This window comes from Myroides sp. LJL116 (assembly GCF_054871685.1).
Map to the genome: position 1 here is coordinate 1 of NZ_JBTXLR010000011.1, position 18,371 is coordinate 18,371.

Genomic DNA, 18,371 nt, shown 5'->3' on the forward strand with positions numbered 1-18,371 from the left:
GGATGAAAATGGTGCAATTACAAGTGTAAACTTATCTGATATTCTTTCTGGTAGTAAGGTGTTTAAAGATTTCTTATCTCAGTTTGTATCTAGTGTTTCTATTGAGGAAACAGTAACTACACTGGATAAAAAAGACAAAGGTGTTTATACTTACACAAGTGAGGATAAGACAATCACTAACATCGACATCATTGCAGATGTAAATACCAATTTTGGAGATATTATCAACAATGAAGAGGTAAAGAACTTACTTAATCAATACTTTAAAGATAATGTACCTGCAGGAGTTGTAACCTACGTAAAAGAAGGCGATAACTATGTGTTTAAGTACATTAATGAAAAAGGCGAAGCAGTAGAGATTGATCTAGCTAGTGATTTAATAAACAACCAAGAATTTATTGATAATATTATCAATAAGCTAGGCGGACTTTATGGAAATGTGGTTTATAATAACCAGGATAAAAAGTTCTATTATATAGATGGCCAAGGTGCTCAGCAAGAGATAGATTGGAGCGTTTTAGATACAACTAACTCAAGCTTTACTTTAGAAGGAGATTTCTTAACCATTACTGATAGTAAAGGAAACACTGTGAAATTAGCAGTGGAAGAGATCGCTTCTAACTCCACTTTTGTAACTAATCTAGCAGGTAACAAAGAGTTTGTAACCAAGTTAGGGGATAACATTGATTTTGTAACTAACGTAACAAATAACCAAGAGTTTATTGATAATATCATCAACAAACTAGAGGGAACTTACGGTAATGTTGGTTATGATAGCACTACTAAAGAGCTTTACTACTTTGATAAAGATGGTAATAAGGTAACTGTAGACTGGAGCGATTTAGATACAACTAACTCAAGTTTTACTCTAGAAGGAGATTTCTTAACCATTACTGATAGTAAAGGAAACACTGTGAAATTAGCAGTGGAAGAGATTGCTTCTAACTCCACTTTTGTAACTAATCTAGCAGGCAACAAAGAGTTTATAACTAAGTTAGGAGACAATATTGAATTCATTACACAGGTAACAGAGAATAAAGATTTCATCGAAAATATTATCAATCAGTTAACTGGTACTTATGGTAATGTTGGGTTTAATCCAACAACAGGTGACTTCTATTACCTAAATGAACAAGGAGAAAAAGTAGCTATTAATTTCCAAGAAATTGTAGCCTCAGCTGAGACTCTAACTAGTTTAAGTGGAAGTAACTTAAATGAAGAAGCTTTACTTAACTACTCGGATGAAAATGGTGCAATTACAAGTGTAAACTTATCTGATATTCTTTCTGGTAGTAAGGTGTTTAAAGATTTCTTATCTCAGTTTGTATCTAGTGTTTCTATAGATGAGACAGTAACTACACTGGATAAAAAAGACAAAGGAGTTTATACCTATACAAGTGAGGACAACACAATCACTAACATTGATATCATTGCAGATGTAAATACCAATTTTGGTGATATTATCAACAATGAGGAAGTTCAAAAGATTTTGAATAAATACTTCGAAGATAATCGACCAGAGGGTAGTGTGACTTATGTAAAACAAGGGGATAACTATGTGTTTAAGTACATCAATGAAAATGGAGAAGCAGTAGAGATTGACTTAGCCGATGTTATAAAACTTTATGAGACAGAGACTACTATGACTCCGCAGAAATACACCATGTATGTGTACATGGATTTTGTAAACGGCCAGTATTTGGAAGTTCATGAAGATAAACTTAGGGAACCGGTTGCAGGAGAGATAGAGGTAGATCCTATTCGAACTTATGAATCAACAATGTTTGTTTATAAAAATGAGAAAGATGTTGAGGTGCAGATCAAAGGTAGTGATCTTTTTGGAGCTACTGGAAGTGAAGGAGGAGCTACTTTAGAGACTGTCACCAAGTTAGAACTTGTAGATAACTATGCTGATTTAGGTAAAGCTTTAGTTTATACGAATGAAGAAAAAGTGGAAGCTTCTATTTTCATAGATGATCTATTCGAGAATTCGGAAACCCTAACTACTCTTGAGGCTAAAGCGGATACCCGTGAATTGGTTTATACCAATGAGAAGCAAGAAAAGACAATCATTCCTTATAATGATATTGCTCAACAGCCTTGGAACACAGGTAGAGATGTACCTGCTACTTCAAACGATCAAGATATATATACAATGGGTTGGGTTGGAATTGGTTATAAAACTAAATCTGATTCTCCTAATGAGATGCTAAGAGTAAATGGTAGTATTACAGCGACCAATAGTTATTATGCCGATTATGTGTTCGAAAGTTATTTCGATGGATATTCTGAACTTAATTACGATTATAAGTTTAATGACTTGGAGTCTGTGGATACATACATTAAGAATAACAGACACTTACCTGGTATTACACCAATTAGTGAATTAAAACTTACAGAAACTGGTTACTCTTTTAATATATCCGAATTATCTATTCAATTGTTAGAGAAAACAGAGGAGTTATTCCTTCACGTTATTGAACAACAAAAATCTTTAGATGCAAAGTCGGATCGTATTGACAACTTGGAAAATCAGGTAAATGATTTAACCAAACGCTTAGAAGCTCTAGAGGCTATGATGAAATAGTTCTTATATAATTCAAAATTAAGATTGATGAAAAATACTAGTAAAGTGGTGTTTAAATTAGTTTGGATGGTAATTGTAGCTATGTTTTTAAACATAGCTGCAATCTATGGGCAGACTAATAATTATACCACTAAAATAAAGGATGGTAGTGTTGCAAATAGCGCACCAACCGCCATAGCAAACTCTTTATTAGAACTAGAGAGTTCCAATAAAGGATTTTTACTGCCAAGAATGTCTACAGCTGATAGAAATAAGATTTCTATCACAGATAAAGAAAGAGGTAATGGGTTGGCAATATACAATACCGATACGGATTGTGTAAACTATTGGAGTAAAACCGGTAATAGATGGTTAAGCTTATGTGGGACTTTGTCTCCTGCTATTATAGAATTACAAGATTGTAGTAAAATAACATTGAATGCCTCTGGAGATAAGATGCTTCAGCAAGGTAAGTATTTGAGAGATAGTGATATATTGTATGTTAGTTTAAATGTATTAGAGCCTGGAACTTTCGACATTAGTGCAATGACTGATAACGGTTATTATTTCTCTCGTGCAGGGAGTTTTGATACCTCAGGACTATATACTATAGCATTAGAAGGATTAGGAACTCCTATGAATGGAAATGAAACTGTGGGGGATTTAGTAACCTTTACAATAAATGGAAAGCAGGCTACAAATTGTAATAATTTCCGAATCAAAGTTAGACAATCAAATATTGATTATACCCTTGTAGAGCCTCAAGACATAACTGTGGATTGGAATGCTTACATAGGAATGGCTTTAAATGCAAATGACCATAAAGTAAAATTAAAAGTAAACGTAAAATCTGTAGGAGTTTGGAGAATTCAAAGTACTCAGACCATAAACGGGATGTCTTTTAGTGGTTCAGGAGAGTTTATCCAAGAAGGGGAACAAACCATTGAGGTTTTAGGACAAGGAGTACCTGTTGCTGCTACAGCTATCGGAGCGCCAAATGTCTTTAGTTTCACTACTAATTCCGCTACTAATAACAACCCTACTAATGTAAAGGTAAGAGTAAATGTAAAACCTGTAGACTATAGTTTGGTTTGTGATGACCAACAAAATAAAATAGAGATACGTGGAGAATTTAAAGAAGATTCAAAATTAACAGGAAACAATTCTATCTTAATACCTGTCAAGGTACTTGCTCCAGGGCAAACAACTATTGAGTTAAGAGGTAATTTCATTACAGCAAATGGACAAAGTCCAGTTACTTTTAAGGCAGAGAATGTCAACTTGACTTTTAATGCTAATCGTAATAATATTCAATATGTGACTCTGTATGCTAATGATGTAATGATTCCAAAAGGAACTACACAGATCAAGTTCTCTTCAATTACTCCAAACAATAGTGCAGTTTGTAGTTCATTTCCTACTATTTCTGTGGAGAGTCAACCTATACGTTATTCTATCCTTTGTAATACAATTCGCGTTAATGGAAACTATACTGTAGGAGGGAAATTTTCTCAGGATAATTATATTGAATTAGATGTTGATGTGGATTATCCAGGAGAGTATAATATTCAAACGGATGAAATAAACGGTGTTTCTTTTAGTGGACAAGGTAGTTTTACAGGTAAAGGAACTCAAAAAATACGCCTTACTCCAAAAGGAGAATATAATGATGCGGATAATCTAGTATATACTGTTACTACAAACAGTCAAGCAGGTACAACAACTTGTTCCACTACTGTGAGAGTTCAATATAGAGAAATTGTGATTTTAACTTTAGGTAACTATAATTATGGACCTAATACAGGAAATGTTTACGCAGGAGGAGCCATTGCAAATAGCCGTGTTAACTTCGGACCAAATGGAAAAGTAAAAGTTCAGAATATTAGAATATTAACTAGTAACGTACAAGGGGAAGCGCTAAGAACCTTTATTAGAAACAATAAAGTAGATATTATATTCAGCGTGATTGCTTACCCTATCAGTGCTCAAACTTCTAACGTATTAGAGGACTTTATTAAAACAGATAAAGGAGTATTTATATTAAGTGATGAAAGTTATGTAAGAAATTATAGTAAAGCTTTTATTGAGCGTTTAACTGGATCAAGTGGACTAGTTGCTGATGGAAGATTTACAATGACTAACCCTGTTCTTAGTGGTTTAGGTAATAATCCAATTATCAATAATGTCTTTGGAGATTTAAATGGTAAATATCTAGGTAACGATGCTGCAAATGGATGGTATTATCAAAACTTACCTTCTAATGTAATTCCTTTAGTGAGTAAAAGTGGTAATTCAAATGACGTATGGTCTTTTATGCATAAGGATTTAGGATTTGTTTTTGTAGGAGATGGTGGTTGGATTGTTGGAACTAGTAATAATACTAGCTTAAGTATTTGGCCTTCTCGTTTTACCAGTAATGGAACTCCAATTGGTAAACCTTATTATCAAGGCGTGGAGGTTTATAACAGTGTTTATTATGCCAATATTTTAGCATGGGCAATTGACTATGTGAAAACAAATAAAGCAGCAAACTAATAAGCAAACAAAGCAAAAGTATAACCAATAGTAAGGCTAGAGTTTTAGAGATTTTTCTAGCTCTAGCCTTATTTGCTTAAAACAGAACATATGTATTTCATAAAAGCAAAATATAGCTATAAAAGGTTTTTTTATCTGATGTTTTTTACACTGATGACAATTTTTAGTGTATTAGGACAAGAAGGGAAATCTAAAAGTGGGACACAAATTAATGACTTAAGTGTTAGTGGTCCCAATGTTGCTCCACTAGACTTTAGTATTCTAGATTTAAATTCAAATCAACGAGGATTTTTAATGCCGAGGATGAGCACTTATGAGCGCCAGAATATTCCAAAGCTTGCATTGCAAAATGGTTTGATGATTTATAATACAAGTATAGATTGTATTGAGTTTTTTAGTCAGACTCGAGATAGATGGCTAAACTTATGTGGGGAGTTAGATCCTGCAAATATTATTATACAAGATAGTAAATGTAGTGAAATTAAGGTAGTAGGAAACTATTTTCAAGATGCCTTTTTAGAATCTAGGGCTAATATAATTTTGTTGCAAGTAACTGCTTCCACGGCAGGTACGTATCAAATAGAGGCCGATTCTTACAATAATGGCCAAGCAAACGGCTACTCTTTTTTTGCAAGTGGTGTGTTTCCTGAACCAGGTACTTACAGTGTTGTTTTACGTGGAAGTGGTACGCCTATAAAAGGTTATGATAGAGATTTACAAGGAAAACCTAGTAGTAAAGGAGATGAAATACGCTTTATTTTAAATGGGGAGTCTGTGTCTTGTGTAGTGTATAATTTTGTGGAAAAAGAATCTTTAAGATTTAAAATTGACCGTATTGATCAACAGGGAAAAATATATACAAATGTAGATCTACAAGACCAGCGTAGTGGAGAATTAATTGCTGTCATTAAAGACTTTACTATGGGAGGAGAAGCAAAAGTTTACACCATGGATAAAAATGGAATGATCTTTAGTGGTTCCCATATTTTAAGTCCAAGTGAGATTACAAACAATTCAGCAAAAGTAATCTTAAAGGGCCAAGGAGCAGCTTTAATTCCTGTTGAAACATCGTATGATTTTTATACTAACTCTTATGTTCGTCAGGAAAATGGGGAGTCTATAGAGTATTTCCCTGGGAAAGTAAAAATAGAAGTTGTAAATGTAGATTTTAACTGTGAATCTTCTGAAAATAAAATAACTCATCAGGGAGTATTTGCCTATAAACAACCTTTAACCCAGGATAATAAAATAGTTGTTCCAGTACAAGTGTTAGCTCCTGGTAAAGGACAAATTAAAGGGGTAATAGAAGTAAATGGTAGTGGTTTTGGTTTTCAAAGTGAGAAAATAGAGTTCTCCTCTGGAAGCGTTGATTTTGAATTTAATGATGCTACAAATGATATTCAACAAGTGGTTCTAACTCCATTACCTGGGACTGGTATGCCAACTGTAGCAGGTAAAGATATGATAATGGATATTTCAATGGAATCAAAAGGAGCAAATGAATACGATCAAAGCTACCCAATCCAAGAGATTTTTGTTCAAGGTTGTCAGTATGCTATTACTCCTGATGGACTACCTGTTATTTACCAAATTAAAGACATTAAGTTGAACAGTAGTTTTAGATCTATATCTCAAGCTTCTAGAACACCTTATATCACACCAAAAACTTCGATGGGAGACCAAGGAAGTGAGGACTTTAAATTAGATGTTACCATTGAGGCTAGTTCACCAGGGGAATATCATATTAAAACCGATGAGATTAATGGTATTTACTTCGAAGGTTCTGGTATAATTGAAGACATCGATGTAACCAACAAAAGTAAAGTAGTCAGTCTAAAAGCTTTTGGACGATCTAACATTGATTTACCTTCCTCTGAGGCTAGATTTACACTTACCACAAATAGTACAGAACAACAAAATATAGTTGATGCAATAGATGTGGATTTTGTGTATAGACCTATGACAATGTACTCTTTGGGACATGGTGCAGGATTAGGATGGCATATTGGTGGAATTACAGGACACCTTTATTCCGGATTACCCAATGCAATACGTAGAGCAAATCATTTTGGATGGAATGGAGTTGTCCGTATTGATAAGCTGAACTTGATAGATTTGCCCAATTTTGAATCTGGTGGTATAAGTAACTATGGAGAACTTAATAATAGGAATACATTTTCTAATAAATTAGGACAGTCGGATATGGTATTCTTCGGAAGTGGAGGCTCAATAGTTTCCAATGATGTTAAAGATCTATTGATTGACTTTATGAAGAATGAAAATGGGGTAGTGGTTATGGCAGATAGCGATCAAGCTAATGCAAAATATATTATAGACAGAATTTCAAGTTCCGCATCTACGCTATCTTTTACTTCCTCTACTCTAACATATAGAAATAATGCCAATAGAGTTGTTAGTGATTTAAGTGCTCAGAATCAAGCAATTTTAGGAAGTGAGAATAATTATTTTGGTAAAGAGTATTTGCCTTTACAAAACCTATTGTTGGGAGCGCATGACACAACAGGATTCTTAATTAATCAATTACCTGAAGACTTTGAAACAATTGCATATTTAAATGGATCGAATGCAGGCAGTAGAAATAATGTGTATTCCTATGTACATAAAAAGTATGCCTTTATTGGAATAAATAACCGATATGCAATGGGAGGATATACATCAGTAAATGCAAATACGGGACTTTCTACTAATAGTAATAGCTACCCATCTGCTTCTAGGCTAGGTACTGGTGAACCAGTAGCAGTGTCTTATGCAGGAGGTCATGTTTGGAACTCGTTGTTTTTTATGAACGTAGTTCACTGGGCGATTGACTATGCTCAAGAGCATCAGGAGAATAAAGTAAAATAGTAAAATAGTTGCAGGGCAAGTTTTTGCCCTGCATTTTAAAACAAAATGCTATGAAATATACACACATATATATAAGCTTTTTTTCGAGTTTATTCTCCATGGGAATGCTCTCTCAAGAAAAGCCAGAGCCTATTATTTCCAATAGTGGAGTCCTTTATATAGGGTCAGAAAAAGAAATTACTGTCAGTGAAGATTTTGACAATAAACAAGGTGGGCAAATGATTGTTGATGGAACAGTTTATTATCAAAAAAACTTCAATAATGATGATTTATACTACTACTCTAAAGGTAAAAATACTTCCAAAGCAATTTTTCAAGATGATTTGAAAACTGGTGTAATACAAAAGATTACAGGAAGTAGTCCATCGGAGTTTTATGATATAGTTTTTGAAAAAGATAATGTTGATGACGATGTAGCTTTTAATCTTCAAAACGATATTAATGTCTTTGGTACAGCCTATTTCAATAATGGACGAGTAGCTACAAATAATAGAGAGTATGGATCCATGGTTTTTCACCCTGGGTCTCACACTAAGAATGCTTCCAATGATAGTTACGCAAGTGTTGTCATGGAAAAAATAGGAGATGAACCTTTTATGTTTCCTAAGGGAAGTAATAAATCATTGGGGTATGTTCGAATCAGTGCACCACCAAAATCCACAGATGTTTATGGTGCATATTATTTTAATGATAATGAAAACTTTTTAGTAACTCGTGTAGATAAAGAGCCTCATATTGATGTTATTAATGAATTTGAGTATTGGTTAATCACTAAATCTGAGGTTACCAAGCAGGACCAAGGAGTTTATATCACCTTTAGTGTAAGGGAGCCAACTCCTTTAGAATTATTGGAAGACCAAGGCCAATCTTTACGAGTTATTTACTGGAATGAAACTAAAAATATTTGGGAAGATAAAGGGGGAATTGTAGATATAGCAAATAAAGAAATTACTACAGGAGAGCCTATTACAGAACTTGGTTTTTTTACTGTCGCAACTATTAAACCAGAGGACCCACTACCGGATGATATTATAATTTATAATGCTGTATCGGCTAATGATGATGGACAAAACGACTATTTCTTTATTGAGAATATAACTCGTTTCCCAGAAAATAGGGTGCAAATTTTTAACCGTTGGGGCCAACTAGTATTTAGTACTACCAATTACGATAGTAATGGTAATGTATTTACTGGTGATGCTCAAGGAAAAGGAGTTGTATTAAATAGCTCAGAAAAACTTCCTTCTGGAACCTATTTTTATTTAGTAGAGTATACTATCGAAAATGAGAATGGAAAACGCGCACTCAAAAAATCGGGTTATTTACATTTAGAAACCAACTAGTTTTATACAATTTTAGTTATGCGATTATTTAAAAAAATTATAATGATGGGATGTGCTTTATGTGCTTTTGCTGAGGTACATGCCCAACAAGATCCCCTATATACTCAATATATGTACAATACAACTGCCATAAATCCCGCCTATGCTGGCTCAAGGGGGACTTTGAGTGCATTTGGACAATATAGAGCGCAGTGGGTTAATTTAGACGGAGCACCAAAAACAGCCAATTTTAGCGTTCATAGCCCAGTTGGAGATTCTCCAGTGGGGTTAGGAGTTAATTTTACCAATGATAAAATTGGTGCAATGAGTGAAAATAATATTTCTATTGACTTCTCTTATACCATTGATCTTAATATGCAATACAAATTGGCTTTTGGTTTAAAAGGAACTGGGAACTTACTATCAGTAGACTACACTAAATTGGATATATACCAGGAAGATCCAATTTTTCAGAATAATTTAAAGAATGAGTTTAATCCGAATTTTGGTGTGGGAGCATATCTATATTCGGATAAAAGTTATGTTGGTATTTCCATTCCAAGTATGTTAAATACAACTAGGTACAAAGACAATGACTTTAGTTTAATGCGAGAGAAGATGCATTTTTATGTAATGGGAGGTTATGTATTTGACCTGGGATATAACTTAGATTTTAAACCTGCTTTTTTAGTTAAAGCAGTCTCAGGTGCTCCTGTGCAAGTAGATTTATCTGCCAATTTCTTGATGTATGAAAAGGTAACTGCAGGTATCGCATATCGATGGGATGCTTCTGTGAGTGCTTTGGTAGGATTTCAAGTAAACCAAGGATTGTTTATTGGTTATAGTTATGATGCGGATACCTCTAATTTACGCAGATATAATGCAGGATCTCATGAGATTTTAATGCGATTTGAGTTGAAAAACATGTTCAAAAGAGTATCCTCGCCGAGGTTTTTCTAAAAATGAAATGATATGATTAAACAGATAATTCGATTTGCTTTGTTAAGTTTTTTTCTAAGTTTAAGCCTTTGTAATTATGCTCAAATTAGAAGAGAAAAAAAAGCCGATCAAGATTTTGAACGCTTAGCTTTTGTTGATGCGATAAAGATCTACGAACAAATTGCAGATAAAGGGTATGTAAATACTGTGATCTTGCAAAATTTAGCAGATTCCTATTATTTCAATGGAAATTTGATACAAGCCTATAAATGGTATTCTTTACTTTTTGAGGGAACTTATCCAGATAAAGAAATTGCTTCACTGGCCTCGGAGTATTACTATCGTTATGCTCAGACATTAAAAGCAGTAGAGAACTTCTCTAAGGCCCAGGAGTATATGGATGCCTTTGCTAATATGGAACAGCAAGACACTCGGACTTTGCTTTATAAGCAAAACCCTAATTACTTAGAAGAATTACAAAATAAAGAGGAATTTTACAAAATAGCTTTACTAGATATAAATTCAGATTATTCGGATTATGGAGGGGTTATTTTCGGTAAGCAATTAATTTTTACGTCCACAAGGGCTACTAATACAAAAAATGGAGGTTTGATAGATCCTTGGACCAATCAAAGTTATAATAGTTTGTATAGCTCTTTAATCAATCAGGATGGATTCTCAGAACCAGAATTGTTTGTTTCCGATTTAGAATCACAGGTAAACGATGCTTCTGCAGTATTTACAAGTGATAATAAAACGATGTACTTTACTCGTAATAATTCAAAAACAAATGGTAGAGGAAAAGCTAATAAACATCATGAATCAGTTTTGAAAATCTACAAAGTATCTAAACAAAGTGATGGTAAATGGGGACAGATCCAAGAATTACCTATTAATTCGGATGATTTTAATACGGCTCATCCAGCCTTGACCCCAGATGGCAAATGGCTTTATTTTTCTTCCGATAGAAAAGGAACAGTAGGACAATCCGATATATTTAGAGTACCTATATATGATGCAGAAGTTTATGGGCAGGTAGAGAATTTAGGTCCTATTATAAACACAGAAGGCAGAGAAAACTTTCCTTTTATTTCCTCCGATTATAAATTGTATTTTTCCTCTGATGGACATCCTGGTTTTGGTGGTTTAGATGTTTTTATGTGCCAGTTGTACTCAGATGGAACCATTGGAAAAGTAAATAACTTGGGTACACCAATAAACAGTAGCCTTGATGACTTTTCTTTTTATTTAGATGAAAGTTTAAAGAAAGGGTTTGTAAGCTCTAATCGCTTAGAAGGTAGAGGTTCTGATAACATTTACTTTATAGAACAAAAACCATGTAAACAAGTGGTTTATGGGGAAGTTTTTGATAAAGATACCAAAGATGCATTAGCCAATGTTAGGGTAATAGTATCTAATGATTTACAGCAAAATATCGATACAATTTATACCAATTCAAGTGGTTCTTTTGAAACAAAGTCTTTAAATTGTGATCATAAGTACCGTTATAGAGTAGAGTTAGAAAAGTATGCAACAACGGAAGTATTGTTTACTGTACAAGAAAAATTAAAAGATAAAATTTTCTCCATAGCTATGGAAAAGAATCAAATACAGATTTCCTTGGAAGATGATTTATTTACTAAGCTAAAATTAAAACCTATTCTATTTGACTTTGATAGCTCAGCAATTGATAGGCAAGCAAGTATGGAGTTAATCAAAATTGTAGAAGTAATGAAGGCTCATCCTTCTCTTACCATAGATATTCGTTCTCATACCGATAGTAGAGGGCAGGCTAAGTACAATATGAATTTATCCCAGCAACGTGCAAATTCTACAAGAGATTGGATAATAGCCCAAGGGATAGATCCAAGGCGTTTAACTGCTCGAGGATTTGGTGCAACACAATTGATAAATCAATGTGATAAGACACAAAATTGTAGCGAACAAGACCATCAAGAAAATAGAAGAAGTGAGTTTATCATTTCCAACATGTAATCTTAATTTCACTATCTATAATTCATCTTTAAAGCCTAGAATAGCAAGACACTACTTTAGGCTTTATATTCTGATGAAAAAAGTTTGTATATAAAAAATCACCCGTTGTAAAATTACAACGGGTGATTTTTTATAGTTTAAATAGATTCTCTATTATTTGCTAGCTAAATAACGCTCAGCATCTAAAGCAGCAGTACATCCGCTACCAGCAGCTGTAATAGCTTGACGGTATTCTGAATCTTGTACATCACCACAAGCAAAAACTCCTGGTAAAGAAGTTTTACTACTCTTACCAGATGTAATTAAATACCCTGTTTCGTCCATTTCTAATTGTCCTTGGAAAATATCTGTATTAGGTTTATGTCCAATAGCTACGAAAAATCCAGTTGCAGGAATAACTGATTCAATATTAGTTTCTTTATCTAATACTTTAACTCCAGTTACTACTTGACCATCTCCTAGAACTTCTACTGTATCTGTGTTCATTAGAATTTCAATATTAGGCGTGTTTCTAACACGTTGTTCCATAATAACAGAAGATCTAAATTTATTTGAACGAACAAGCATAGTTACTTTCTTACATAATTGAGATAAGTAATGTGCTTCTTCACAAGCTGAATCTCCAGCTCCAACAATAACTACTTCTTGGTTTCTGTAGAAAAATCCATCACAAACCGCACAAGCAGAAACTCCTCCACCTAAATTAAGGTAGTGTTGTTCTGAATCTAATCCTAAATATTTAGCTGTAGCCCCTGTTGAGATAATAACTGTATCTGCGTGGATTTCAATGGTATCATTGATCCATACTTTTTTTACATCTCCACTTAAATCTGTTTTAGTTGCCCATCCATCGCGAACATCTGTACCAAATCTTTTAGCTTGTTCTTGGAACTGCATCATCATTTCTGGTCCTGTAATTCCTTGAGGGTATCCAGGGAAGTTCTCCACATCGTTTGTTGTAGTTAATTGACCTCCAGGTTGCATCCCTTGGTATAATACCGGTGACATATTAGCACGTGCAGCATAAATAGCAGCAGTATATCCAGCAGGCCCTGACCCAATAATCAAACACTTTACTCTTTCTATAGTAGACATAATTGTATCTTTATTTGTTATTAGAACAAAAATAGTTTTTTTATACTCTAAATAAAATAAGAACACCACAATTTTATTAATACCCTTATAAATAAAAATTATTGTTTTTTTTCTTGCGTAGTATATATAATGTTTATATATTTGCACTCGTTAAAAACAAAGACCGTACTCGGGGTGTAGCGTAGCCCGGTCATCGCGCCTGGTTTGGGACCAGGAGGTCGCAGGTTCGAATCCTGCCACCCCGACAAAGCCACTGAATTTTCAGTGGCTTTTTTTTTTGTTCTAATCCCAAAAAGTATTTTTCATAGATTAAGTAGGTTCAAGCATAAAAAATTATAGACTATCTAAAATGTTGTGTTAACCTTAATAGGAGAAAAACGTTGTCTATAACTTTCCTATATATAGTTCTAAAGTGCTTGCTTTCTGCATTAGCAATTTTCTGCTTTCATTAAAGTAACTCAGGATATGCCCCTTGTATACTGTCAAAAAATAAGTCTATTGTTGTGAAGCGAAAAAAAGAAGGTTTTATTGTCACGATGTTCCCAATTTTAAAGAAGAGTCTTCCTTGTTTTATGTAAAATAGTGTTTTTTCGATTATACCTTATTAGTAATTAAAATTCAGATAGAGGTAAGAGAAATAATTACTTTTCACTCAGTGTAACTGTTTTTCACGAGCATTCTACTTCTAAAGAGGATCTATTATGCAACTTGTCTATAATAAAAAGATACATTAAAAATATATTAACTTTATTAGTCAATAGCGTCTAAAGTAAATTTAAGGCATAAAATTTCCTCCACTTTTTAAAGATAATTTGTTTTATTGAATTTTGAAATAAGCGTTTTTAATTTCACTTAATACTGTAAATATAGGTATAGGAATCAATAAGATTTGGCCACATGTCGTATATTAGCTTACTTAAAAAAACAACTACTTTATTTTAAAATTATAATGAAAAAAACATTCACATTTCTTAGCTTACTTTTTTTTACTACTCTTTCTTTTGGACAAAATCCAATCGTATTAGGGGAGGAGTATTTATTAGAGATTTTAGACCTTGATTTTACTAGAGGAGTTACTGAGAAAGTTCAAGTGAGAAAAATGGCCGATTATGCATTGTATAAAAGAGTTAAGCAAGGCGTTAAGCGTCAGGAGTATTTTTCAAAAGAAGATATAAAAAAAGCTAATGAAACTATTCCTTTTATCGGAGAAAAAGGAAAATATGTATTAAATAATGGTTCTCAAGAATTTCATTTTAATTTGGATGAGAATGGTCGTCTTTCTGGAAGAGGGAGTCTTGTGGTAACCAAAGAGGAGAACAAGGCTTATTGGGATTTTGAATTCGACGATGCAAAAGTAACGAGTGTTGAAATAAAAAACGAGCCTCAAGGTAAACCTATTATGATAATGAGCTTTGGTGATTTAGATTTTATGTTACAGAACTTTGACCCACAGACTGGTAAGCTTGTAGAAAAGCAGACTCTTCAATATTTCGAAGATTCTGAAGACTTCATTGAGAGTACATACAATCAAGCAGATATTTTAGTTAACCAAACCAATAGTAAACTAGCAACGGAAAAGACTTTTTATGACAATGGTAAACTAAAAATATCTCACAATCTACTTTCAGGAGATAAGCTTTATTATGATGAAACAGGTGATGTAATCCAACGTTCTTATATCCTTAATAGCTTAATTTATGATGAGTTTTATGAAAATGGAGTACTAACTTCTAAGAAATCTAAAAATTATATCGGATCTATAGAAACTCAGTATTACTATAGTAATGGAAATTTAGAAAGCTACGAAGTTTTTGATCATAAAATTGGTGAGAGTAGAAAGTATGATAAGAATGATACTTTATTGAGCACCCAGCCAATTGGAGCTGTAGCTTACTAATTCAGGGGATTTTATTTTAACCCTACTGTTCAACTTTTGCTAAAAAGCAGTTAAGTTAAGACTTTAGAATATTGGCTTGTCCTACAACTAATTTATAATACCACTGGAATGAAAAAACTATTTACTTTGTTTTGCCTACTTTTTTTTACCTCGTTTTGCTTTGGACAGGATGCAATTGAATTAAGTAAGGAATATTTTTTAGATTTTAAGAATATAGATCATTTTAAAAAAGGTAGCGAGCAACTACAAGTAAAAGAAAGAGTTAATTATGATTTGTATCTACAAGTAAAGGAGGCTTTTAAGTATTCTAAAGGCCCAGAGGGATTGGATTTGAAAAAAGCCTTTGAAATGACTCCTTTTAAAGCAGAGAAGGCAGAATATATTGTAAATAATGAATACCAGCAATTCCATTTTAATCTAGATGAAAATAGTCTTCTTAGTGGAAATGCAACACTTGTGCAAAGTGAATATAGAGACCAATACTATTGGAATTTTAACTTCGATGCTGGGAAACTAAAGAATGCTGAAGTTAAACTGGACCCTTTGGGTAATACTATTAGAAGAGTAGATATTAATGATTCAATTTTTATGGTACAGTTTTTTAATAAGAATACTGGAAACCCTACAGGAAAAAGGGTAATTAAAAACTACAAGGATCCGGCTAACTCTATTGATATTACTTATGATAAAGAAGGTAGTATAGTTGAAGAGAACAATAAACAACTAAAGACCAAGAAGACTTTTTATCCTAATGGGAATTCCAAAACATATGAAAATGCCTTAACCCAAGAAAACATAAAGTATGATGATATGGGAAGAATAACACAGCATTATTATATTGTTGATGATAAAGAAGGTCATCTTGAAACTTACCAACAGGGAGTTATACTTAGTAAAAAGTCTCGAAGTTTAGATGGGTCTGAGCTCACTGAGTATTATTATAAAGACGGCAACTTAGAGGGCTATAAGGTTGTTGATTTTGTCAATGATCAAACTAGGACCTACGATAAGAATAAGAAGTTATTGAGTACAGAAACTAATGTTTATAAAAACTAATGTTTATAAAAACATACAATCCTTTTACATATTCCGGTAATATAAAAGTCTTATGATAAGGGATGCCCTTAGAGAGTTTTACTATGTGTTGTCTTTTCAGATCAAAGTCAGTATTTAATAGGAGGTCTTTTGTAGCCTTTTTTAAAATCGATTAGTCTTTTTTGGGGAGTGTATAGTTGGAAGGACTATGGAATAATTATAAATTAATAGACTTAAAATTAAAGCGCTATGGATAGTTTATGTTGTAAAGAGTGTGATGAATCTATTTTGCTAGAAAGGGCAGAGAAAAACAATGGGTTTTGTGACTCTTGTTTTGAGCAAAGGTACCCAGTATATTTTGATTGTAAAATTAATGTCTTACACCGTAAAGGTATATTTAACTGTGGGAGTTGTTGGAAGGCATTTATGGTAGATTTTGCAACACACACACAGACTTTTTTTACAGAAGATTCAAAAGAATATTCTATTTTGGACCTTTCTCAAAACGCAAAATTCGTAGCAACTCTTGTAAATACCTTTACAGCTAAGGATAGATATTTGAAAATTATAGATGTTGCTACGAGGCAGGTTGTCTTTCAGACCAATGCCTTTTTTACTTATGAAGTTCTATTTACTTCTGTGGAGGACATTATCATTTGTAGGGCGGCTATAAAGAAAAGTAAGACGGAGAAAACATTTGTTTTCAACTTTAAAACCCAAGAAATTCTATATACTTTCCCAGTAGGAAAACCTTTAGAATATGGAAATGTAAACTTTGAGAATCATACTTTTACTTTTTCTAGCTTTAAAACCAAGGGAACATTCATTACTATAGATTTAAAAAGCTTAGAAACAACTACTACATTTATAGAATCTTGCAATGTAATACAGCGTATTTATCGTTTAAATAATAAAACCTGTTTTATTATTGATAGTAAGTATAATATAATGAGGTTAAAGGATAATGAAATAGTGTGGAGGACAAAATTAGACTTGGGACAAGCGTTACATTATGCCCCAGAGTTTTTGATCCATCAAAATAAAATTATCTTCACAACACCTAACTATAAAGCTAAACAAAGCAATATAGAAAAAGATCACAGGTACTTCTTTTCTATTTTGATGGAAGATGGTCATTTAGAGCTAATTCAGATTCCTTTAGCAGCAAAAATAGGTAAAATTATGCCATTTTTGGAAAATAGCGCAATAGACAATTTTGGAAATATTTTTAATTTTGACACTAAACTCTTGAGCAAATTTCCAATAGAAGAGTATTGTCCTTGAGTATAGTTAAATACAATATAAGCCTTAATCAAATAGCCAAGCATCCTTTGGGTTAGACCCTAAAAAGTGAAATAAAACTTTACTTAAAAAAGAAATTCTACCTTTGTTGTAAAGCAGGATAAATAGGAAGCTACTGGCTGATTTAGGTTTGGAAAAAGGAAAAGTGAGCTTAGTAGAGCATAGTACTTTGTGGGAAAAATATGCTAGGCAAACCATCGTTGAGTTAAAAGAGATATTTGGCATATACGCTTTAGATATTCAGCATATTGGCAGTACGGCCATTCAAGGCATTAAAGCCGAGCCTATTATCGATATAGTTTTTGGAGTAAAGACTTTAAGTGATGTTGCAAGCTTCAAAGATAAATTAGAAGATAGAAACTATATATCGACCATTAAGAGATAATGATGAGTTTTTTATAAAAGACAGTTTACCTCAAAAAATAAGGTCACATCACATCCACATTGTAGAACATAAAAGTGAGCTGTGGAGTAATTATATTAATTTCAGAGATTACTTAAATACTCACCCAAAGCAAGCAAAACTCTATCAAAGATTGAAGCAAGAATTACAGCAGACTTATGCAAATAATAGGATAGAGTACACTAAGGCTAAGGAGAAATTTATTCTGGATATTTTAAAAAAAGTAAAAAAATAACCTACTATAGAAATTGGGGGAGTCTTTGAGGTGTTTTTTAGTCTTTAAAAGACCTCTTTCATTGTAGTAAAGGTTTTGTAACTTTGTGTGTATAGAATACAGCAGGAGTTTTTGAATCGTTCAAAGTATAGATGTACCTTTTTTAGAGTACAATTTACATTCTCCTTGTTTGGATTTTCACT

General features: G+C 33.0%; 12 protein-coding genes and 1 tRNA gene. 12 read left to right on the plus strand and 1 reads right to left on the minus strand.

Annotated elements, in window-relative coordinates:
• From ACYSNM_RS09385 to ACYSNM_RS09410, 6 genes are all read left to right on the plus strand, one after another.
• The coding region (locus ACYSNM_RS09385; protein ID WP_461756654.1) for a hypothetical protein at positions 1-2,587 on the plus strand (2,587 nt) is incomplete at its 5' end.
• Between the two features lie 27 nt (positions 2,588-2,614).
• Positions 2,615-5,101, plus strand: coding sequence for a hypothetical protein (locus tag ACYSNM_RS09390; RefSeq protein WP_461756655.1), 2,487 nt, complete (start codon positions 2,615-2,617; stop codon positions 5,099-5,101).
• Positions 5,102-5,254: 153 nt separating this feature from the next.
• On the plus strand, positions 5,255-7,966 hold the full coding sequence (locus ACYSNM_RS09395) for a hypothetical protein (protein WP_461756656.1): 2,712 nt from the start codon (positions 5,255-5,257) through the stop codon (positions 7,964-7,966).
• A gap of 50 nt (positions 7,967-8,016) precedes the next feature.
• A complete protein-coding gene (locus tag ACYSNM_RS09400; protein WP_461756657.1) occupies positions 8,017-9,309 on the plus strand; it encodes a gliding motility-associated C-terminal domain-containing protein in 1,293 nt (430 codons plus the stop codon).
• An 18-nt stretch (positions 9,310-9,327) separates the two neighbouring features.
• Positions 9,328-10,248, plus strand: a complete 921-nt coding sequence (locus ACYSNM_RS09405; protein ID WP_461756658.1) for a PorP/SprF family type IX secretion system membrane protein — start codon at positions 9,328-9,330, stop codon at positions 10,246-10,248.
• Between the two features lie 12 nt (positions 10,249-10,260).
• Positions 10,261-12,222, plus strand: coding sequence for an OmpA family protein (locus ACYSNM_RS09410; protein WP_461756659.1), 1,962 nt, complete (start codon positions 10,261-10,263; stop codon positions 12,220-12,222).
• Between the two features lie 153 nt (positions 12,223-12,375).
• Here ACYSNM_RS09410 and trxB read toward each other — a convergent pair whose 3' ends face one another.
• Positions 12,376-13,317: a thioredoxin-disulfide reductase gene (gene trxB / locus ACYSNM_RS09415; RefSeq protein ID WP_461753033.1), complete on the minus strand. Its 942-nt coding sequence runs from the start codon at positions 13,315-13,317 to the stop codon at positions 12,376-12,378.
• 170 nt (positions 13,318-13,487) lie between these two features.
• On the opposite strand from trxB, the gene ACYSNM_RS09420 reads away from it, so the two are divergent.
• The 6 genes from ACYSNM_RS09420 (at position 13,488) to ACYSNM_RS09445 (ending at position 18,189) form a co-directional block, all read left to right on the plus strand.
• Positions 13,488-13,562, plus strand: a tRNA-Pro gene (locus ACYSNM_RS09420).
• Positions 13,563-14,266: 704 nt separating this feature from the next.
• Positions 14,267-15,214 (plus strand): toxin-antitoxin system YwqK family antitoxin, encoded by a 948-nt coding sequence (locus ACYSNM_RS09425; RefSeq protein WP_461756660.1) that lies wholly within the window; start codon positions 14,267-14,269, stop codon positions 15,212-15,214.
• A gap of 108 nt (positions 15,215-15,322) precedes the next feature.
• Positions 15,323-16,270 carry a hypothetical protein gene (locus tag ACYSNM_RS09430; RefSeq protein ID WP_461756661.1) on the plus strand — a complete coding sequence of 316 codons (948 nt, stop codon included), beginning with the start codon at positions 15,323-15,325 and terminating at the stop codon, positions 16,268-16,270.
• A 228-nt stretch (positions 16,271-16,498) separates the two neighbouring features.
• Positions 16,499-17,533 carry a hypothetical protein gene (locus tag ACYSNM_RS09435; RefSeq protein WP_461756662.1) on the plus strand — a complete coding sequence of 345 codons (1,035 nt, stop codon included), beginning with the start codon at positions 16,499-16,501 and terminating at the stop codon, positions 17,531-17,533.
• 148 nt (positions 17,534-17,681) lie between these two features.
• Positions 17,682-17,936: a GrpB family protein gene (locus tag ACYSNM_RS09440; RefSeq protein ID WP_461756663.1), complete on the plus strand. Its 255-nt coding sequence runs from the start codon at positions 17,682-17,684 to the stop codon at positions 17,934-17,936.
• Between the two features lie 52 nt (positions 17,937-17,988).
• On the plus strand, positions 17,989-18,189 hold the full coding sequence (locus tag ACYSNM_RS09445) for a GrpB family protein (RefSeq protein WP_461756734.1): 201 nt from the start codon (positions 17,989-17,991) through the stop codon (positions 18,187-18,189).
• Positions 18,190-18,371: the final 182 nt, after the last annotated feature.